The 21,452-nt window shown below is 39.5% G+C and carries 17 protein-coding genes; 12 read left to right on the forward strand and 5 right to left on the reverse strand.

Going from position 1 to position 21,452, the window contains the following annotated elements:
- Positions 1-87: 87 nt before the first annotated feature.
- Positions 88-4,098: a hybrid sensor histidine kinase/response regulator transcription factor gene (locus VYM24_RS15765; RefSeq protein ID WP_330940380.1), complete on the forward strand. Its 4,011-nt coding sequence runs from the start codon at positions 88-90 to the stop codon at positions 4,096-4,098.
- A gap of 42 nt (positions 4,099-4,140) precedes the next feature.
- Here the strand turns inward: VYM24_RS15765 and VYM24_RS15770 are convergent, their stop codons facing one another.
- The 3 genes from VYM24_RS15770 to VYM24_RS15780 form a co-directional block, all read right to left on the reverse strand.
- The gene (locus VYM24_RS15770) at positions 4,141-7,080 is read right to left on the reverse strand and encodes a hybrid sensor histidine kinase/response regulator (RefSeq protein WP_330940381.1); all 2,940 of its coding nucleotides are present in this window, start codon (positions 7,078-7,080) and stop codon (positions 4,141-4,143) included.
- Positions 7,081-7,522: 442 nt separating this feature from the next.
- Positions 7,523-7,618 carry a smalltalk protein gene (locus tag VYM24_RS15775; protein ID WP_007216224.1) on the reverse strand — a complete coding sequence of 32 codons (96 nt, stop codon included), beginning with the start codon at positions 7,616-7,618 and terminating at the stop codon, positions 7,523-7,525.
- A 28-nt stretch (positions 7,619-7,646) separates the two neighbouring features.
- The gene (locus tag VYM24_RS15780; protein ID WP_330940382.1) at positions 7,647-8,147 is read right to left on the reverse strand and encodes an HU family DNA-binding protein; all 501 of its coding nucleotides are present in this window, start codon (positions 8,145-8,147) and stop codon (positions 7,647-7,649) included.
- 317 nt (positions 8,148-8,464) lie between these two features.
- Here VYM24_RS15780 and VYM24_RS15785 point away from each other — a divergent pair, with 317 nt between their 5' ends.
- Positions 8,465-8,701 carry a DUF4248 domain-containing protein gene (locus VYM24_RS15785; RefSeq protein WP_294503792.1) on the forward strand — a complete coding sequence of 79 codons (237 nt, stop codon included), beginning with the start codon at positions 8,465-8,467 and terminating at the stop codon, positions 8,699-8,701.
- Between the two features lie 131 nt (positions 8,702-8,832).
- Here VYM24_RS15785 and VYM24_RS15790 read toward each other — a convergent pair whose 3' ends face one another.
- Together VYM24_RS15790 and VYM24_RS15795 are read right to left on the reverse strand one after the other, a co-directional pair.
- A complete protein-coding gene (locus VYM24_RS15790) occupies positions 8,833-11,034 on the reverse strand; it encodes a VapE domain-containing protein (RefSeq protein ID WP_291553717.1) in 2,202 nt (733 codons plus the stop codon).
- Between the two features lie 115 nt (positions 11,035-11,149).
- Entirely contained in the window at positions 11,150-11,509 is a 360-nt protein-coding gene (locus VYM24_RS15795; protein WP_330940383.1) for a hypothetical protein, read from the reverse strand.
- An 816-nt stretch (positions 11,510-12,325) separates the two neighbouring features.
- On the opposite strand from VYM24_RS15795, the gene VYM24_RS15800 reads away from it, so the two are divergent.
- The 10 genes from VYM24_RS15800 (at position 12,326) to VYM24_RS15845 (ending at position 21,437) form a co-directional block, all read left to right on the forward strand.
- Positions 12,326-12,862, forward strand: a complete 537-nt coding sequence (locus VYM24_RS15800) for a UpxY family transcription antiterminator (RefSeq protein ID WP_029328032.1) — start codon at positions 12,326-12,328, stop codon at positions 12,860-12,862.
- A gap of 74 nt (positions 12,863-12,936) precedes the next feature.
- Entirely contained in the window at positions 12,937-13,425 is a 489-nt protein-coding gene (locus tag VYM24_RS15805; RefSeq protein WP_291553712.1) for a UpxZ family transcription anti-terminator antagonist, read from the forward strand.
- Between the two features lie 11 nt (positions 13,426-13,436).
- Positions 13,437-14,882, forward strand: a complete 1,446-nt coding sequence (locus VYM24_RS15810) for a lipopolysaccharide biosynthesis protein (RefSeq protein WP_299092147.1) — start codon at positions 13,437-13,439, stop codon at positions 14,880-14,882.
- A gap of 28 nt (positions 14,883-14,910) precedes the next feature.
- Positions 14,911-16,026: a DegT/DnrJ/EryC1/StrS family aminotransferase gene (locus VYM24_RS15815; RefSeq protein WP_291553707.1), complete on the forward strand. Its 1,116-nt coding sequence runs from the start codon at positions 14,911-14,913 to the stop codon at positions 16,024-16,026.
- Positions 16,014-16,958 (forward strand): 1-aminocyclopropane-1-carboxylate deaminase/D-cysteine desulfhydrase, encoded by a 945-nt coding sequence (locus VYM24_RS15820; RefSeq protein ID WP_291553705.1) that lies wholly within the window; start codon positions 16,014-16,016, stop codon positions 16,956-16,958. The genes VYM24_RS15815 and VYM24_RS15820 overlap by 13 nt, the downstream gene beginning before the upstream one ends.
- Positions 16,955-17,410, forward strand: a complete 456-nt coding sequence (locus VYM24_RS15825) for a GNAT family N-acetyltransferase (RefSeq protein ID WP_291553704.1) — start codon at positions 16,955-16,957, stop codon at positions 17,408-17,410. The genes VYM24_RS15820 and VYM24_RS15825 overlap by 4 nt, the downstream gene beginning before the upstream one ends.
- Positions 17,407-18,342, forward strand: a complete 936-nt coding sequence (locus VYM24_RS15830) for an ATP-grasp domain-containing protein (RefSeq protein WP_291553702.1) — start codon at positions 17,407-17,409, stop codon at positions 18,340-18,342. The genes VYM24_RS15825 and VYM24_RS15830 overlap by 4 nt, the downstream gene beginning before the upstream one ends.
- A gap of 237 nt (positions 18,343-18,579) precedes the next feature.
- The gene (locus tag VYM24_RS15835; protein ID WP_291553701.1) at positions 18,580-19,587 is read left to right on the forward strand and encodes a TDP-N-acetylfucosamine:lipid II N-acetylfucosaminyltransferase family protein; all 1,008 of its coding nucleotides are present in this window, start codon (positions 18,580-18,582) and stop codon (positions 19,585-19,587) included.
- 87 nt (positions 19,588-19,674) lie between these two features.
- The gene (locus VYM24_RS15840) at positions 19,675-20,661 is read left to right on the forward strand and encodes an EpsG family protein (protein WP_330940384.1); all 987 of its coding nucleotides are present in this window, start codon (positions 19,675-19,677) and stop codon (positions 20,659-20,661) included.
- Positions 20,662-20,687: 26 nt separating this feature from the next.
- Complete coding sequence (locus VYM24_RS15845) at positions 20,688-21,437, forward strand: glycosyltransferase family A protein (RefSeq protein WP_291553759.1); 750 nt, start codon at positions 20,688-20,690, stop codon at positions 21,435-21,437.
- Positions 21,438-21,452: the final 15 nt, after the last annotated feature.

A 21,452-nucleotide genomic window follows, 5' to 3' on the forward strand; every position in this document is an offset into this window, starting at 1 on the left:
GTTTTTTATTCTATGATTTTTTCTTCCTTTTTTGTTATTTTTGCGTATTAATCTTGTATTTTAATGTGATAACACACACGAACCGTGATGAACAGGAGAAGATTCTATCAATTAAGAAACACCTCCGTGCTGTTTGCCATACTTGTATTTTTTACTCAGGTATGTGCAGCCCAGGCATATAAATACTTAAACATGGAGGATGGGCTGGGTAGCCAGAAAGTTTACCGTATTCTGCAAGACTCTTTGGGATACATGTGGTTTTTAACTCAGGAAGGTCCGGACCGTTACAATGGGAAGGAAATCAAACACTATGAACTGACGGATAAAGGACAGAAACTTAATATGCAGTTCAATCTGAACTGGCTTTATATGGCTGGTGACGGTGCTTTGTGGGGGATAGGCCGGAAAGGTCGCATTTTCCGTTATGAGTTGGAACGCGACCGCTTTGAACAGGTGTATATGCCTTCCCAGCCCGAGAAGGGAATTGCTTCACCGAATATCACCTATAGTTATATGGATCATTCCGGCCGTATCTGGTTATGTAGCAAGGAACAGATTACATTGTTCGACACCCGTACGGAAAAGGCTTTCCCGCTATCATGCGACATAATCAGTAACATCACTTCCATAGAACAGATGGACGGGATGAATTTCTTCATAGGTACTGAATCCGGACTGTATCAGGCTATACTGGATGAGCAACGTATGTCACTCACATGCAAATCTGCCTATGATCTTCATATACCGGTAAGCGAGTTGTTTTTCTCGGACACCTTAAAAAAACTTTTTGTCGGTACTTTCAAACAGGGGATTTGGATTTGTGATCTCAATACTTCTTCGGAAACCAGTTCGGACAGAACTCTTAGCGATGTGAACGTCAAACGGATTGTGCCTGTGGGTGAAAAAGAGGTGCTGATAGCTACTGACGGAAAAGGTATTTACCGCATGAATGTCGATTCGTGCCATGCAGTTCCTTACATTGTAGCTGATTATACGATTCATAACGGGATGAACGGCAACAATATCAATGATGTGTATGTGGACGGTGATGGCCGTATCTGGATTGCCAATTATCCTAGTGGTATAACCATTCGTGACAACCGCTATGGAGGATATCGCTGGACACGTCATTCAGTTGGCAACCGCCAGTCGCTTGTCAATGATCAGGTACATGATGTCATTGAAGACAGTGACGGTGATCTCTGGTTCGGTACCAGTAACGGTATCAGTTTTTATAATTCCGGTACGGGCGAATGGCATTCCTTCTTCAGCACTTTCGACCATGAGTTAGAAGATAAGAATCACATATTCCTGACACTTTGCGAAATTTCACCGGGTATTATTCTGGCAGGTGGTTTCACTTCCGGTCTTTACCAGATAAATAAACGTACATTAACGGTTGATTATATCGCTTCTTCACTTTTCTTTCACCTTGATTTACGTCCCGATCAGTATATACGCGACATAAAGAAAGATTCGGAAGGCAATATCTGGTCAGGTGGTTTTTATAACTTGAAGTGTTTTGACCTGGCAGGTGGAAAATCCCGGTTATATCCGGGATTGAGTTCCATCACTTGTATTCATGAAAAGGATAGTTCCTCAATGTGGATCGGTACTTCGATGGGACTGTATTTGCTCGACAAGGTTTCCGGGAAGTACCGTAGCATTGATATGCCGGTGGAATCATCACATATTTGTGCTTTGTATCAGGGAGGCGACGGTGTGTTGTATATAGGTACCAGCGGTTCCGGCCTGGTGCTCTACAATCCCCGCGAGGAAGCTTTTGCCCAGTATTATACGGACAACTGCGCCCTTATTTCCAACAATATTTATACGATTCTTCCTAAACCGAACGGAGACTTATTGCTTAGTACGGAAAACGGAATTGTTCACTTCTCTCCCCGCAAGATGTCTTTCAATAACTGGACCCGTGAACAAGGACTTATGAGTGTCTGCTTCAATCCCGGTGCTGGAATTCTGCATAGCAGCGGGCGTTTTGTTTTGGGAAGCAATGATGGGGTTATCGGTTTTCCTTCGGATATGTACATTCCGGTTCCCGGTTTTTCTCCGATGATACTCAGTGATTTGCGTATATCTTATCAGTTGATGTATCCTGGTGATGAAGAATCTCCCCTGGAAACGGATATCAACAATACAGAGGTCTTACGGCTTAAGTATGGGCAGAATACTTTTTCACTGAGAGCTTCCTCTATCAATTATGATTATCCTTCCAATGTGTTATACTCTTGGAAATTGGAAGGTTTTTATGAAGAATGGACAGCTCCTTCGGCTGACGGACTGATGCGTTTTACCAATATTCCATCGGGTAAATATGTACTTCATGTGCGTTCGGTGTCCAACGAGGAGAAATATAAGAGCTATGAACAGCGCAGTATATTGATCATCATTTCTCCTCCGCTATGGGCTAGTCCGTGGGCTATAGCCGGCTATGTTTTGCTGGCGGTTCTGGTATGTGTGATTCTGTTCCGCATCGTCACGTTGAGAAAGCAGAAGAAAGCGTCAGAAGAAAAGGCACGTTTCTTTATCAATACAGCTCACGATATCCGGACGCCTCTGACATTGATAAAAGCTCCGTTGGAGGAATTACGGAACGGGGAGATGGTGAATGAGGAAGGGAAGGATCATGTAAGTATGGCGTTGCGGAATGTGGATGTACTTTTGCGGCTTACGACTAATCTCATCAATTTTGAACGTATCGACACTTACTCGTCCCGCTTGTATGTGTCCGAGTATGAACTGGGGGCGTATATGTCCGGCATTTGCGATACTTTCCGTTCGTATGCAAGTGTCAAGCATATCAGGCTGGATTATGAGAATAATTTCAGTTATCTGAATGTCTGGTTTGACAGGGACAAGATGGATTCTATTTTGAAGAATATCCTGTCGAATGCCATGAAGTATACACCGGAAAATGGAAGTATTCATGTTTCCGCTTCAGAGTGTGGGGATAACTGGCGTATTGAGGTGAAAGATACAGGTATCGGAATTCCCCGTAATGAGCAGAAAGGATTATTCCATGCTTATTTCCGGGGTAGTAATGTCATCAACCTTAAAGTGAGTGGCAGCGGCATCGGTTTGGCGTTGGTGCACAGATTAGTGCATTTGCATGGTGGTAAAATCTCTATAGAGAGTACGGCGGAACAGGGCACACAAGTGGAAATCATTTTTCCTAAAGGAAACAAACATTTTCATAAAGCTACTATCATATCCCAGACTCCGGAACATCCCGTCACTGTGCCCGAAGTTATTTCTCCGTTTTCTCCATCAGTTACGCTCAAGCAGAATCCGGCTTCTTCGCGGCGTATCCTTGTAGTGGAGGATAATGATGATTTACGCATCTACCTGACAAATACGCTTGGTGAGGATTATCAGGTGCAGTCCTGTCTTAACGGGAAAGAAGCGCTTGAAATATTGTCCGAGTTCAAGCCGGATCTTGTGTTGTCGGATATTATGATGCCGGAAATGTCGGGAGATGAATTGTGTGCAGCTATAAAGGGGAATATCGAGACATCTCATATTCCGGTGCTTCTGCTCACTGCATTGGGAGATGAAAAGAACATGCTTGAAGGGCTGAAAATCGGTGCGGGTGACTATATGGCCAAGCCTTTTAGCCTCAATATCCTGAAGGCAAGTATCGACCGGTTGATAGCCAACAGGCTTTTGCTATATAAAAAGTATGGCAGTCCGGATTTTGAGAATGAAAAATGGCCGAAAGGATGTCGGGATACACTTGACTGGAAGTTCATTGCTTCCGTCAGGGAAAATGTGGAGAAGAATATGGCCGATCCGGATTTTACGGTAGATATGCTTTGTTCGCTTCACCATATGAGCCGTAGCAGTTTCTACAACAAAGTAAAAGCGTTGACCGATTGTTCTCCGGCAGACTATGTTCGTCTCATCCGTATGCAGTGTGCTGCCCGGATGTTGAAAGAAAGTGAGCGTTCCATTACGGAAATTGCGGACATGACCGGGTTCTGCGATGCAAAATATTTCAGGGAAGTATTCCGGAAACACTTCGGAGTCAGCCCCAGTGAATATAGGGGAAAAGGAACGACAGAAAAAGAAAATCCGGATTAAGGCAAGAAAATGAATAGCGGGAGGGGGTAGCCCCTCCCGCTATTATATTGCTGCAATGTTTTGTTTGATAGTATTGTGTAGTTTCTCTTTCAGGATATGTGCGTCAATCGGTTTGGGTACATAACCGTTGAATCCGTTCTTCATAACTTTTTCTTTATCCGAAGAGAAAGAATATGCTGTTACGGCAATAATAGGCACTTTCTCTGAGAATTTCCGTATCTCTCGTGCTGCTTCGTATCCGTCCATCTTGGGCATATTGATATCCATAATGATGACATGCGGTTGGAATTTCCGGTATAATTCTATGGCTTCTTCACCATTCCAGGCATGCACCAAGTTGTACTCTTTGTTAAGAATGGAATTGAATAGCAGGTAGTTGCTTTCATTGTCTTCTGCTATCAGGATGACAGGCTTTTGCTGGGCTGCCTTGGGGGCAAGGCTGACCGGCTGCTGTTTCTTCTGCTCCACAACTGCTCCCGGCTTATACGGTACTGTGAACCAGAATGTGCTTCCTTTGCCTTTACCCTCAGATTCTACTCCAATATGACCTTTCATCTTTTCGATAATATTTTTGCAGATGGAAAGCCCCAGACCTGTTCCCTGAGTGAAAGTATTCACTTTGGTAAATCGCTCGAACACTTTATTTTGGTCTTCTTGTGAGATACCTAAACCTGTATCTTTTACATAAAAATAAAGTTCTTCTCCACGGATTTCATAGCCGAATGTGATACTGCCTGCCTGAGTAAATTTAATGGCATTGACCAGCAGATTGATAAGTACCTGTGAAAGTCGGTTTTTTTCGGTTTGTACATGGCACTCACTAACTCCGGGAATGAATTCCAGAACGACACCCTCTTTCAGCCTGCGCCGTACTGTACTTTCCACGTCTCTTGCCAATCCGTTCAGGTCAACGTTCTGGTAATTGAACTCAAGAGTATTTGCTTCTATTTTCGACAAGTCCAGAATGTCGCTGATAAGTTGCAGGAGAAGTTGGTTGTTATTCTCTATGATACTGATGAATTCTTCACGTTCCTGTTCATTCTCAGTGGTGGTCAGCAGGCTGGAGAATCCTACAATAGCGTTTAATGGCGTACGTATTTCGTGGCTCATATTAGCCAGGAATGCAGACTTCAGCCGTTCGGATTCCAAGGCTTTCTCTCTGGCTGTTATCAATGCCTTTTCTTGTCTCTTGCGTTCAGTAATCAATAGCAGTGAGCCTACCAAGGATACCGGACATCCTTGCTCATCGTATTGATCTACTACCGCATTGGTTTCCAGCCAGTCTATAAATTTCCGTCCTTCCACTTCGGTGATGATGCGGAATTCTTCTTTGGCATGCTGTAATTTTCCGGATACAAGATTCTTGTGTATCTGCTGCATACGTTCCACATCTTCCGGATGCATTTTCCGGAAGTATTCGGAGGCCTTTATAATGTGCGTTTGGGGAGTGGATCCTTTTTCTTTGGTAAAATTCATGTGTGCCAGTATCTGTTCTGATTCGCAAGTAATCATATCGCTTTTCAGGTTCCAGCGCCAAGGAATGATTCGAGCTACGCTCAAGGTCATTTCCAGCTTCTTGTTGATTTCCCGCAATGCGTTTTCTGCTTCATTGCGTGCTGTGATGTCAACTCCGAAAATGTCTATAGTGTATTTTTCGGACGACTGGCAGATAATGAACTCGTAAAAAGAGTGGGTTTCCTTGAAATAGTGTGTGAAGGAAATCGCTTGTTTTTCTTTGAATACCATTTTTATAAATCGGGGAAGACATTCAATCTGTGAAAGCGAATTCTTATCCGTATCATTAGCCTCGTTTGCTGTAAACAAACTATTGAACAAGCTATTACCGGCTTGGTATTTTATATCTATCGCCTCTCCCTTTTCATCGAAAGCCACTTTGGCCTGGGTATACGATATCGGCATGTTGCATACAAGTGTATTATGGGCACTGAACAAGGCTATTTTCTTTCGCTGAAACAAGTATATTATAAGTGCGATGACCACAAGTGAAAGTAGCAGGATCGTTCCGCTGATAATCCACCATTTATATTTTTGCCAGAATGTGAGCGGTTTATTCAGGAATATTGTATTTGACGGACAAAGGTCTGCATCAAGACCATCTAATTTCAGTTGTGCATAGTTGACGAGCGGGTATGACTTTTTACTATATACGAATGGAATGTCACGTAGCTTTTTTCCCCGGAGCATTTGCCCGATAATGTCAGTTAATGATTTCTCTAGTTCTGCTTGGTCATAGAAGTATCCGCCAATGAATCCTGCCTTATTGATATACGCTCCTCTTAGTGCAAATACCGGCTGAGGTGAAGATGCCACTAGCTGGAAATCGCCGCTGATGAGTGTAGGCGATCCAAACAGGTTTTTACGTTCATAGAACCAGGTAGAAAATAAGATGCTTGTGGTCGGATCATCTGTCAATAGGTATTCTTGTAGTCGCTTGCTGTTTTCTTCTTTACCTACCAGGCGTTCGTATTCGATATTCGGATATTCTGATGCGATGTACGAGTGTATGAGCCGATCCAGTCGTTGATTCTGATAAAGCTCGTCTGCTGCAAATATGATCTTCTTCATTTGGGGCAACATCCGTACCATCATGTCAATGGTTTCTTTATACATATCCGGGGCTTCAATAAATGTGAAGTTATATTGTTCTCTGATGTTGTTCAGAGGTGCGGCCTTATTATCCGCCATATTTATAGAGCGTCCCGTGAAGTAATATTCCCGGGGGGCATAGGTATCTTCATTGGCAATCAATATCATTGGAATATCCCCCCATTCTTTCTGAATACGGTCTCTTAAAGTAAAAGCTATACTGCCTATGAGCACCAAATAATCCGGTTTGTTTTTTTCATAACGATGGAAGATTCCTTCTTCCATTTGGTTGTACAACGAGTCATTTCGGATAAATGTCCCATTTATATGCACTAAATCGGCACTGACATCTTCTATTGAAGAAGTTTGGAGCATAATAGGGGTTATAAGGGTTTGACTCCATGGAGCTCCTTCATTATATGAGTTAATAATAAGTAGTCGATGCTGTTTGGAGACTACGGTTGCATGGGCAATAGATAAACTTAAGTGTAGTAAGACAAAACAGAGGCTGATTATATGTTTCCAAGATAAAAAAAGTCTCATAACCAAATTATTAAGTATTCTTTTATATTGAATTAATATTAGATATTGATACAAAAATACAAAAGTGAGATTTCTTATAATTGCATTTTAATTTCATATTAACTAGAATTAACTATTTATCCTTCTGTTATTGCTGTGAATTATGGTTTTATCATGCAAAATTATACTAACCATTCTGAACTTCTGATAGGTAAGCTTTATTTTGTAATAAATAAGACTGTTTCTGATGAAGCAGCCTTATTCATTTTTAGAAAGCGAGATTTATCTTACCCCTTTACACGTTCATAGCATTGGCACTCAGTGCCCCTACTATAGCCGAAGCTACCGCAATCACAATTTTGAGAATTTTATCCCAGATTGACTTTTTCATATTCTTTGATTAAATGATTAGTGATATTTTAACCCAGCGGATTTTCATCTAGCCCTCCATCACCAGATCCACCCTGGTCACCGGAAGAGTTTCCACCTGATGAATTTCCGTCCTTGTTTACCAATGCCTCCAGATCGTAGAAGTCAATTTTCTGTCCGGCGCGTGTTGCCGTTACGTCCGGTCTGATGGTGGTCGAGGGGCGGAAATTGATTTTCACGGCCTTGATGTTCTTAGCCGTGCAATCCTCCTTTTTCTCCACTCCGAGGGTCCGTGCCGACAGGCTGAAGACCCCGAAGTCCTTGATGTTCACCGATTGACCGCCATACAGCTTGTCAATCAGTGCTTCCACAAAGTTGGTAATTACACTTTTGATATCTCCCAAAGTCAGTGAACTTTTCTCCTTCATCACGTACGCCACGTCTTCCAGGTCGGCATTTTCCCCTAACGTCACCAGTTGCGGATAAAACTTTGCCACCGCATCCTCCTTTCGCGGATCTTTCCGCGGAATCTTCTTGAATGGTACTCCCATAATCAATAATTTTTTAAAAGTAAAAAAAACAAGGTTATTTAATTCTCTATCCTTCAGGGAGAAATAGTCCGAATCCTCTTCTCATGCTTTTCTTAATTAACTCCGCCATCATGGGCTTGCCGGAAGATTTTCGCTCTTTTCCCCTTTGGATACTGCAAATATACCCCGTTCTTTTCCCTTCCACTTTTCGCTTGAAACTATTTGAGTTTGTATGAAAAAAAGAGAATGTAAATGAGAAGTAATACTTTCTTTATTCCTTTCGGTTGTCGCTGTAAATGAGTACCTTTATACCATGTAAATCACTAAAAAACAAACTTATGAAAGAAGAAAACTTAGATGAGAAAGTCCCTGTCCGTGCTTATACCAAAGCCGACCTTGCCATGCTTTACAATCCCGGTGTATGTATTACTACCGCCCTTCAGCTTCTCCGCCGGTGGATTTACGCTAACAGGCAACTGATGGCGGAACTGAAGGAAGCGGGTTATAACAAGAACCGCCATTCTTACCTGCCCCTTGAAGTGAGACTTATATTCAAGTATCTCGGTGAGCCTTAAACGGTTTGAATCCGGCGAATGAAATATTTGTGCTTTTTGTAAATAAAACGCCAATATATGTAACGGGTGATAAGATATGATGTAATGCTGCATTACATATATTCTTATCACCCGTTCCGTTATATGATAACTCACCTCCCGAATCCATTGTTTACCTCATCATTCTGCAAGTCCACCACTTCATATTCGGTGCTTCCCTGCGCGTTCCTTCTCGTGCGGAACCTGTATTTCTCCAGCGACAACACCAGTGTCTGTATCGCCTGCCTGTTCACCTGTATCTTTCCGTAGATGGCAATCTTGCTGAGTATGGCCGCTGCGGGCATCCACTTCACACAGGTATCTTCGGGTTCCGGTTTCCGGAAATATACCAGCAGATTCTCCTCCACCGGATCCTTCATGCGATGCATTTCGTTGTGCCGGTTCAGTTCGTCTATCTCTTCCCCTTCGTACCAGTATTGATATCCTCCGTTCAGCAGCGCGTATGCCTGCGCATATATCCCTTCGTAATTGACGGGCGTTCTGTAATCCATCGAAATAACGGAGGATGGCAGAAATCGTCTGTTTCCTCCTATATCCTGCAGGCACAGTCGGTTGTTGGTGCTGGCAATGAAGGACGCGCGTCGTATGAAGGATAGTGTCTGTATGTCGTATACTTTTCGTTCCGTGACGCTCTCCTGTGTGATGGTTCTTTTGAGTCCTGCCAGGTCACTGATTCTGGCTCCGTCAAACTCCTCCATATTGATGATGAGGTGCGTGCTTAGCATCAGCTGGTGGTCCTTGTTTTCCGGATTGGCCATTCCGTTCCGGTAATATTCCCTCCATTCAGGAGGCAGGAGCCTTCGTATCCATGTGCTCTTTCCTTTTCCCTGCTCTGAGTAGAGTATGATGACGAGATGGTTCACCGCCTCGTCCTGCAATGCGCATGCCAGCATTCCCACGAACCACTTTCTGAAACTTTTCTTCCAGAACTTCTGGTCTTCGGTCTGTACGGTTTCTGCCAGCTGCCCGATGTAATCGGTCACTCCGTCCCATGGCTTGAGCTTCTCAATGTAGTCCGTGAAAGGATTGAATTCCCTGGGATATGAAGAGTTTACAATCGCCTTCACGTAATCCAGCGAACACTTGATTCCTGCCAGTTGCAGTTCCAGGAATATGGCGTTGTAGCTTGTTGCTCTTACGGGTCGTAGCTTGCCTGTCCATTTTTCTGTCTTCTCGTTGAAGTCGAGATACTCCAGTCGGTCCATTATAATGTTCCTTCGGAAATCATAATGCGTTTTCAGGAAATCGAGCAGCTGATGAATCGTGTCCGGCTTCTCTTCTTCCTTGCGCATGTTGGCTTCCGTTGTCCTGTCGGTATAGATGTACGCGTTGTGTATGGGCGCTGCCGCGTTGAACTCTTCACTGCCGAATTTTTCCTGTGCCAGACGCATGACCACTTCTTCTTCCAGGCCTTTCGTATAGCACTTGTTTCCCAGTGCGAAGATGAAGCAGTCCCGTTTTCCCGGTTCAAACTTTGATATCCTCTTCACCGCAAGCACCGCCTTGCTGAATTCCATTCTTTCCCAGGGTTCGGCTTCCGCCTTTCCGCTTTCCGGCTTATCACTCATAACTTTATCACTCACCGGTTTATCATTTGTCACCTTACCACTTATCACTTTCTCACTTACCGTTTTTTTCCTTCCCGGCTGTGGCTTTTCGGGCGGAACGATGGTAGTCAGTATCTCGTCCACCTCTTTCATTAGTTCTTCATTCAGGTATGCCTTTTCATCGAAGGAGGTGAAGAATCCCCTTGATATGTCTTTGCCGCTGCCGTCCACTTCCACGCCGAGCAACTGTTCGTAATATTCCTTGCAGGCATTGTACATGGCCAGGTGATGTTTTTCCAACGTGTTGAATTCCACTTTATCTTCTTCTGCCAGTGTATCCCTCAGCCGGATGGCATAAGCTGTTTTCAGAAACACGAAAACCTTGAACCCGTGCCCTTTTGGGGTGAGGAAAGAAGCCAGCGTGTTGGGATCTTCATTAATTTTTTTCCTCAGCTCTTCCAGCTTCTCTTCGGGCTGGTCGTCAATGTCCAGCAGGGTGACATGTGTATAGCTTGTTATGCTGTAGGCCTGCCTTTTTTCCTTGTATCCTGCCGTGACGGTGTAGAATGGCAACTGTTTCTTCACATTGTTCGCCTCTTCCGTCTTTCCCTGGCTGACGAGCATTCGGATTTTGAATACGAGCTTCGCATGCAGCCCTTTTGTGATGTTTTCCATTGCTTTTCGGAGAGTAATTTCTCCCCGTACATTACTGAATCCGCTGTATGCGGTAACCGGAATATTTTCCATTTGTTTTTAGTTTGTTTTGGATCTGCCTTATGGCGGCACGAAATAGGGGATAATAATCGGAATGGCAAAAACGCCTTTTCACACTGAAAAGGCGTTTTTGCACAATTTTAGGTGTTTACTTATTTTTCTTCTTTTTTCTCGCTTCCTCCTCCTTTTCCTGAAATTCTTTTCTTAGGTTAATGATTTCAGTATTAATGCTTTTCAGGGCCAAAACACCTTTTTCATGTTTCCCTTTTTCAAAGAGTACAATGTGTTCCAGCTTCTTTGCCAGATCCATTGTTCCTTTGATTCCCGCATCTTTTTTGTGGTGCATAAGCATGTTTATCCATGGAGTGAGGAATTCCTTCCTCTCTTCAGCTCGGACTAAAATCCGTTCTCCAAATGCTTCATTTCCAACTAACAGGATATTGATCCTGTCTTCTTTTCTCTCGATTTCGATGTTGTAGCCATCCTTGCAAGTGAGTTCGATACTCAAGATTGTGTTTTTTTAGTCATAAAATCACAATTTTAGAAGTTAGTAATTTATTTTAAGTTTACTGTACGAAAGCAAAATTAACGGTTCTATCTGTAATATCTGCCATTCTTTTCAGTAAAAGTGAATATTTTCTGTTCTATGTGTTACACACAAAGTGGTAAATAGGTATGGGGGGCTACTACCTATTACTTATAGAATGTGTGTAACAGGTTATAAAGAAAAAATAGGGAAATACGCGCCTGCATGTGTGTATACGCGGGTACATTATTATAAAAGAAACTGCGGGGTTGAGAGATGGTCTGGACAGAACTGTAAGGATGATGAAATAGGGGATAGGATAGGGGAGTATGAATATGGTGTTAATAATGATTGTCGTAAATAGTGGGTGTCTTTTAATCGTTCGTTTAATGTGCGCAAAGATAATGCCCAGAAATGAAACAACAAAATATTCTGATAAAGAAAAATGAAATATTTTCTTTTTGCCTATATATATTACTAATATATAGCCTGTTACCTCTGAAATGAGATTGTAATTTTGAGATCACTTTCTTGTTGAAAGAATCTTAGTATGAAAACAACCTTCCAACCTGTCTTTTAAACGAACGATTAAAAGACAATATATCTGTTTAATTAATTAGTTTATAGCTCTTTACCTGCTATATGTCATGGTAATGAACAACTACGGGAAATCAATGGGCAAGAAGAACACAAAACTTACCATATCTTACATAAAGTGTTCGCAAATGATTGAAATTCAAGCGTGTGCAAGAACTTCAAAGCCCCGAGGGAACACCCTTTTCTGAAATAATCCTTGAAATGGAAGCGGATAAAGAGACTGAAATATGGTACGCCATGCGTGCCACGTACCGTAGAGAGCCTGATGCTATGCGCTTGCTTGAAAAGGAAAAAATGGGTTGTTTTATCCCCATGCAATACAAGATCAGCATAAAGAAAGGTAAGAAAGTCCGTGCTTTGGTTCCGGTTGTCCACAACTTGCTGTTTGTCCATGCCTGTCCTTCGGATGTGAAGCGCATCAAATCACAGGTAAGCTATTTGCAATACATTACGGATACCCGTAGCGGTCAGAAGATTATTATCTCCGACAGTGAAATGCAACGCTTTATTGCTGTAGCCGGTACTTACAATGACCATCTCATGTACTTCCAACCGGATGAACTGAATTTGTCCAAAGGTACAAAAGTACGTATCACGGGTGGTGACTTCGAAGGACAGGAAGGTATTTTTCTGAAAGTAAAAGGCGCACGTGATCGTCGTGTGGTCATTGAGATACAAGGTGTTATTGCCGTTGCGCTTGCTACGATTCATCCGGATCTTATAGAAGTAATCAAATAATTGATTGTTGACAATCATCATTGATAGTTAGCAGTTGATCAATCATAAATCTGAAATCATAAACTAAAATAATTATGTCTCTTTCTGAAGAAACAGCTGCCCTTCAGCGTGCAGCGCACGAGCTGATGTATTTGGGGGGTGACGGGAGCCCCATCTATAGCGATGACTTGTCCCGTCGTAACGGTGAAGTCTATCGCTTGACCACTGCTTTGTATGATTCCGGTGTCAAGGGTGTTACCATCGAAGAACAGGCGAACGTTTGTCTCGCTCTTCTGATGGGCTACAGTGCCTCGTTTATTGACCACGGTGAGAAGCAACGGCATGTTCAGGAAGTGTTGGATCGTTGTTGGGATATTCTCGATAATCTTCCTGCTTCACTATTGAAGCTCCGTCTGCTAACTGCTTGCTATGGTGAGGTGTTTGACGAGCCTTTGGCGGACGAAGGCCGTATTATTATTGCTTCCTGGGATTCAGCATCGCTAACTTCCGATCAACAGGAAGCTATCAAGGAGTTCCAAAATGTAGTTGATAATTCCTATCCATGGGAGTATATTGACGAATAAAGAAAGTACAATTGACGGATTCTTTAAGACATAAAACCATTCATGGTGTTGGGTGGAGTTTTATTGATAATATATCCAGTTCTGGTATAACCTTTTTGGTAGGACTTGTACTAGCTCGTTTATTGACTCCTGAAGAATATGGTATCATGGCCATAATTGCTATTTTCATAGCGGTTTCCAACTCCATTATAGACAGTGGCTTCTCTAATGCATTGATACGAAAGACACGCATAGAACGGATTGATTATAGCACCGTTTTCTATTTTAATCTGACAGTTAGTATTCTTATTTATGTACTTTTATATTTAGCTGCTCCTGTAATCAGTGTATTCTTTAAGGAGCCTGTTTTAGTTGAAGTTATAAGAATCATAGGTTTGGTACTGATAATCAATGCGCTTGCCATTATTCCTCGTACCCGATTTGTAAGGGACGTGGATTTTAAGACGCAAACCAAAGTTTCTTTAATATCTTCTATCAGCAGTGGAGTCATTGGGATAGGGATGGCACTCGGGGGGATGGGAGTTTGGAGTCTGGTTGGTCAGCAGATTTCCCGTCAATTTTTAAATACTTTGTTCTTGTGGGTATATAGTAAATGGCATCCGGTATGGGAATTTTCTATGAAGAGTTTTAAGGAATTGTTTGGTTTTGGTTCTAAATTGTTGCTTTCAGGGTTACTGGATACTATCTATAAAAATATCTACTACATTATAATCGGACGTTTCTATACTTCTGCGCAGTTGGGGCAATATACTCGTGCAGAGCAGTTCAATATGATATTTTCCAGTAATCTAACCTCTGTTGTTCAGCGAGTCAGTTATCCGGTTTTAAGTTCCATACAAGAAGAGCCGGAACGCTTGAGGGAGGCATACCGGAAAGTGATTAAGATTACCATGTTGATAACTTTTGCATGTATGCTGGGGCTGGCTGCGGTTGCGAAACCATTGATTCTGATTTTGATAGGTGAAAAATGGTTGCCTGCCGTTTACTTCTTGCAAATCATCTGTTTCAGTGGAATGCTTTATCCCCTTCATGCCATCAACTTGAACATTCTGCAAGTAAAAGGGCGTTCGGATTTGTTTTTGAAACTGGAAATCATAAAGAAAATTATAGCTATGGGGCCTATGGTCGTGGGTATTGTCTATGGCATTGAATATATGTTATGGGGTGGTGTCTCGATCTCTTTTATCGCTTATTTTTTGAATAGCTATTATTCGGCCAATTTGATAAACTATCCTACAAGCGAGCAAATAAAAGATGTATTGCCCACTTTTCTGACTTCTTTTGTGGTAGCGGCATTTATGTGGGGTGTTTCTTTCTGGAATATTTCTGTTTACGCTCTGTTGCCCATTCAGATTTTATCTGGAATATTGTTGGCACTATTTATATATGAAAAGTTGCATCTTGATGAGTATCTCGAAGTCAAACAGTTGGTTCTTAATGCCTTGAAGCGTAAATGAAAAACAAATATATATTTATTGTAGAAAAATGGAAAAGAAAGTAATTACGGTTACTTCTCCTTTGCTTCCTTCGCTTGACGACTTTATGCCCTATTTGCAGGATATTTGGAATCGCAAGTGGCTGACCAATAACGGTCATTATCACCAGGAGCTGGAGAAGGCTTTATGTGAATATTTAAAAGTACCCTACATCAGTCTTTTCACTAATGGTACTTTGCCTTTGATGTGTGCCCTGCAGGCACTCCGTATTACAGGTGAGGTGATAACAACGCCCTATAGTTTTGTTGCTACTACCCATTCCTTGTGGTGGAACGGCATCAAACCTGTGTTTGTGGATATTGACCCTAATACTTGCAATATAGACCCCGACAAAATAGAAGTTGCCATTACTCCTAAGACCACTGCTATCATGCCTGTACATGTATATGGTAAGCCTTGTGATACGGAACGCATTCAGGAAATTGCCGATAAGTATGGTTTAAAAGTAATCTACGATGCTGCCCATGCATTTGGCGTGGAAGTGAATGGCGGGTCTATTCTGAATGCGGGTGATATGTCCACATTGAGTTTTCACGCTACGAAAGTCTACAACACCATTGAGGGTGGCGCTTTAGTATGTCAGGATGAAAAGACCAAAAAGCGTATTGATTACTTGAAGAATTTTGGTTTTGCCGGTGAGACAACTATTGTTGCTCCCGGTATCAATGGCAAGATGGATGAAGTGCGTAGTGCTTACGGTTTGTTAAATTTGAAGCAGGTGGATGTTGCAATTGAATCCCGTCGGCAGGTAGCAATCAAATATCGTAAAGCATTAAGGAATGTGGAGGGTATCAGTTTTATGGAAGATATGCCGGGGGTCCGTCACAATTATTCTTATTTCCCCATTTTTATAGATGCCGAGAAATATGGCATGACGCGTGACGAACTATATTTCAAGATGAAAGAACAGCATGTTTTAGGCCGGCGGTATTTCTATCCTTTGATAAGTGAGTTCTCCACTTATCGAGGATGGGAATCCGCCAAGCCTGAGAATTTGCCGGTAGCAAATCGGGTGGCGGATAGTGTTATTTGTTTGCCGATGTATCATGGATTAAGTGATGAAGATATTAATAGAGTTATAAAGTCTATTCAATGCAACATTTGAAGTTTGATGTATCTCCTCTTGGGGAACTTTCTTATTATAGCCGAAAATTCAATATTCGCTGTTTGTGTAAAAGGGATGACCTTTTTAGTAAGGCAGGAGGAGGTAGTAAGGCTCGAATGCTTCAGTATATATTATATCCATTATGTAAAGAAAAAGTGGATGTGTTTCTGACAGCGGGTGGACCATGTAGCAATTATAATCGTGCAGCGGCTCTATTGTGTGCCGAAATGGGAATACAAATGCGTTTGGTTTCATATACGGATAATCTTTCAGATTATGAAAAATCGTTAAATTATTATTTAACTAACCTTGCAGGAGCAGAGCATATTTATTGTGCAAAAACAGAAGTAGTAGAAACGATTCAAAAAGTTATAGCTGAGATGGAAGAAAAAACTATAAGTTTTCGTTACTGCTATGGAGGTGGTAAATCTTTGGAAGGGGTATATGCTTATTATGATGCAGTTCGTGAATTAAAGTATCAGTATCGAGGTACGATAGATGAAGTATATGTGGCTTGTGGTACAGGTACTACGTTGACCGGAATTTGTTGTGGAATGCAAGAATATTTTCCCGCTGCAAAGGTGCATGGAATTTCAGTTGCTCGCTGTTATGTTGATGAAAAGGAAGTCTTGGATGAGGATATAGCTTATTTGAATAATTACTTGAATAAGCAATATGACTTTTCAAACTTAATTTTTCATGATGAATTCCTTTTTGGAGGGTATGGACATAGTTCTAATGAAGAATTAGATACTATTAGAGAATGTATTTCACGCCAAGGTATGCTTGTTGATCCGACCTATTCAGGAAAGGCTTTTTATGGAATGTGTGAAATATTGTCGCAAAGAGAACAGTCGGGAAAAACGGTACTTTTTTGGAATACAGGTGGAATGATGAATTTGTTTTCACAGAAAGCGGATTTTAAATTATGATATATCATCTTAAAAATAAGTCAAGCGATTATCAGCTGTTATTACAATATTTTTATGTAGTAGATAATGATTTTGAGATTTCTCTTAGCCGAAAAGTTGATTTGAAAGAATATGCTTCTAAGCTTTTGCAAAATGGATATGTTTATGCCATTCTGAATGAAACTAAGCAAAATATATTAGCTTGTGTCGTTTTTTATTGTAATGATATGGACACACATGTTGCATATTTGCCTTTATTGAGTACTCGGTTAGATGCAAGGGGAAAAGGGTATGCCAAATTATTGCTGAATGAAATGATACAATGCTGTAAGGAGAAAGGTATGTATAGAATACTTTGTGATTCTGTAAATCCGATAGCTGTAAAGTTATATAAATCATTGGGGTTTACAGAATATCAAGTGAAACGATATGAACAATTAACAAAAATTTTTCTGAAGTTAGATTTGATATGAACATATTAGTTACGGCCATTGGGTCATTTTCGGCAGATTGTGTTATCAATTCATTGCGTAAAGCCGAGCATACTGTTGTTGGTTGTGATATACATCCTCCAAAGTGGCATGCTGTTTCTAAAGATTGTAATTGGGTCTATCAAGCTCCATACGCTACGAAAGAAAGTGAATATATACAGTTTCTGCTTGATATCTCTCTCAAACATGATATTGAATATTTATTTCCTTTGACAGACTTGGAGATAGATGTATTGGATCAAAATCGTACAATTTTCAAACAGAATGGGATAGTTTTGTGTATGCCTTCATCACAGACTTTAGCCATAGCGAGGAATAAATATGTACTTTACAAAACGTTTAAACATGACGATTTAGTTCCTTCTATTTCTACTTATTTAAGTGGAGAGGTACCTATGACTTTATTGCCGACTATAGCGAAGCCTTATAACGGACGAAGTAGTGAAGGGTTGTTACGGATTTCAACTGTAAAGGAACTTGAAGAAATCTCAAAAAAGAGTGGTTATATCTTTCAGGAGATGATAGAAGGTCCTGTCTTTACTGTAGACTATATCCGTAATAGTTATACCAATAAAGATTTTTCGATAGCTAGAGAAGAACTGATACGTACCAAAAATGGTGCAGGTACTACAGTCAGGATGTCTAACGATATATTGTTGAAACAATTGGTTTCACATATTGGAAATACTATTCATGTAAATGGTTGCATTAATATGGAATTTATTCAATCAAAAGGAAAGTATTATTTAATTGACATTAATCCTCGTTTTTCAGCAGGTGTGGCTTTTAGCCGTATGGTAGGATATAATATGGTTTTGAACCATTTGAATTGTTTTATAGCACAAGATATTCAAGATGGTATATTATATCAAGAACAGATAATTACTAAACGATATTGGGAGGAAATTCTTTGAAACGTATAGATCTTTTTTATACAAATTTATAAGCTTTAGTAGAAAAAGTAAGAACCATTGCAGATGCTAAGGATGGTCATAATATACTAAATGAATATAAATTAACAGATAGAGAGAATAACATCCTATTGGATACTTGGGTACTTACCAAAAATGAATATTGAAATTATGCTATTACATTTGTTTTATGCACCTCCTTATAATATTAATACGCAGATTATTAAATCATTTATGTGTATGGAAGGTTTTGCATCATTACCTCAGTGGTTTATTTTATATGGTGCTTTAGATAAAAAACAAAAGGCTGTATATGATGAAATGCATCTTAATGGACATGTTGAACTTGTTTATTTGAATAATTTTGCATCGCTATTAAGGTTCGCAGAAAAACATAAAAATGATATTTTTCTTCTTCATGGGAATTTACCTTATAAAGTGATGTTTTTTCTGTCTGTATATTCACAAAGAACTGATTGGATTTGTTGGGGTGCCAAAGCAAGCATTAACTACAATAATATAAAGTCAATACTATTAACTCCTTTGAAAATATTTATGTATAGACGATTTTATAAGATAATTACGCTTATGGATCCAGATACAGATAGTTTAACTCATGACTTTCATGTTAAAAATGTAGAACAGATCTCTTATTACAATCCTTCATTGGAGGAGGAACCTGATTTTTTTTCCCAATTTGTGCCTGTTGATAAAAGTCAAGTTTATAAACGAAAAAAGATATTACTAGGTAATAGCGCTCATAATATACCATACTATTTAGATATTCTTGCTCATTTATCTAAATTTAGAGAGGCATTAGACGTTCATTGTATGATGCAATATCCTAAGTTAGATGAAAATATTATTAAAAAATTTTCAAGTCAAGCAAAATCTATCTTTGATGGTTCTGTTACGATGGATAAAGAAATGATGGAACGTTATCAATATTACAAGTACTTAAGTAATTTTGATGTATATGTATGCTCGAATTTAAACCAATCAGGCTTAGGAGCAGCTAACAATTGCTTAAAACTAGGTCTTAAAGTTTTTTTGGCAGGGAAAAACTATGAATGGCTTGCTTCATTAGGTTATAAGGTATTTGATGTTTCTAGTATTAAAAATGCAGATGATATAGATCTTTTTAATGATTTGTCAGAATCAGAAAAAGAATATAATTTAAATCTTGCTTTTAAAATAATGCGTGCTGAAAAGAATAAATGGATGAATTATAGAAAAACTTTAATTTAACAAATGTATGTCCTTTATTTGATACTTGCTGGCATTTCTTTTTTATGTTTAAAATATCGTCTAACTGACATATCAAAAAAAATAGTTTTGATATGTTGGTTCATTGCTTTCTTGCTATTAGGTACTTATGCTTATTATACAGATGATTATGAACCGTATGTTGAGTTGGTTGATAAGGCTTATATAACACCTTTTGCCTATTTCCATATAGAACAGTTTTGGATAGTTCTGATGGAATATTTTCGTGGTGATATTGATGGTTTCCGATTTATTTCCATGATCTTATTATCAATTTCTCTTGTCTTAATAATGATAAGGTCTAAAGTGAATCCGATCTATTTTATATCATTTTATACTATACTTTGTCTTAATACACACGTCTGTTGGGTTCGGCAACCATTAGCTTATTGTCTCATTTTATTGGCTTTGGTATACTATTCTGAAAGAAAATTTGCTAAGATAGTTATTGCTTTTTTGCTTCTGGGACTTGCTCTGTATGTTCATAAGTCATCTATTCTTCTTCTATGTGTTCTTCCCTTTTTGTTTATATCAGTTACAAAGAGAAAGAATATTCTGAAATTCGTAGTTCTATTCCCTATGCTTTTTTGTTTTTTTTTAAAAGCTCTTTCTACACTAGAAGCAGTATTGGGGATTAATATGGAATGGTATCTGGAGGCTGAAAATGTTTATGCTGAAAGGCATATTGTCTTTTTAATTATAGCTAATATAATAACAGCAATTCAATTCTATATATTTGGTTTAACAATTTATTTATTTCGTAATACCTCTATTTTAATAGAAAGAACCTTGGTTAGTTCTTTATTTGGGATAGTATATATATCCGCATTTCTATTTCTTTTACCGTTTGATGCTAATACTATATATGTTCGTCTAATGGCATTTGGTGGGTTCATTGCTGTATTGCTATGGAGTGGAAACGTTTCATTACTCAAAAAAGTAAAAAAATATAAATGCATTGTTGTTTTAGCGGCATTTTGGTTCAGTTTAGTATTGATTAGTATGCTGTTGAACAACTATACGAGAATTGATAGATTAACAAAATTGCCTTGGTGAATTTTATGGAAGTATTATTATCATGTATGAGTTCTTCTCCTATAGAGGTAGTGAAAAGAACTAATGTTGTGTCAGACATTACTGTGGTTAATCAATGTTCTAATGATTGTATCTCGAAAACATGTACTGAGAATGGATATAGATTGCAGATCATTGACAGTTCGGAAAGTGGCCTATCTAAAAGTCGCAATATGGCAATAAGGTATGCAGGTTCTGATATTTGTCTTCTTTGTGACGATGATGAAATCCTGTATGATAATTATGCAAACTTGATAGAATCGGCTTTTAAGGAAAATCCAGATGCTGACTTAATAGCTTTTGCACTAGATTATTCTGATAAAAAATATCCTAAAAAAAAGAAGAAAATAGGCTATTTAAGTGCTTTGAAAATTAGTAGTGTTCAAATTGCTTTTCGGAGAAAAGCAATAATAGAGAATAATATAGTATTTGATGAAAGATTGGGAGCGGGAACTGGAAATGGGGCTGGTGAAGAGCAAAAATTTTTATATGATTGTATAAAAGCGGGCTTAAATATTATATTTTTACCTATCTATATCGGTAAAGTTATTAGTGATAGTCCAAGTTCTTGGTTTCATGGCTATACTAAAGAGTATTTTTTTAATAGAGGTTGGGTACATAGGATAATATTTGGATTGTTTTTTGCATGTGCATATAACATTTATTTCTCCATTGCAAAATATAAATTGTATAAATTGGACATCTCATTTTTGACTACTATAACAAGCGCATTTAGAGGTACGTTTTCAAAAAAATAATATTACATAAGTTCT

This window comes from Bacteroides sp. MSB163 (assembly GCF_036416795.1).
In the GTDB taxonomy this organism is placed as follows: Bacteria; Bacteroidota; Bacteroidia; order Bacteroidales; family Bacteroidaceae; genus Bacteroides; species Bacteroides maternus.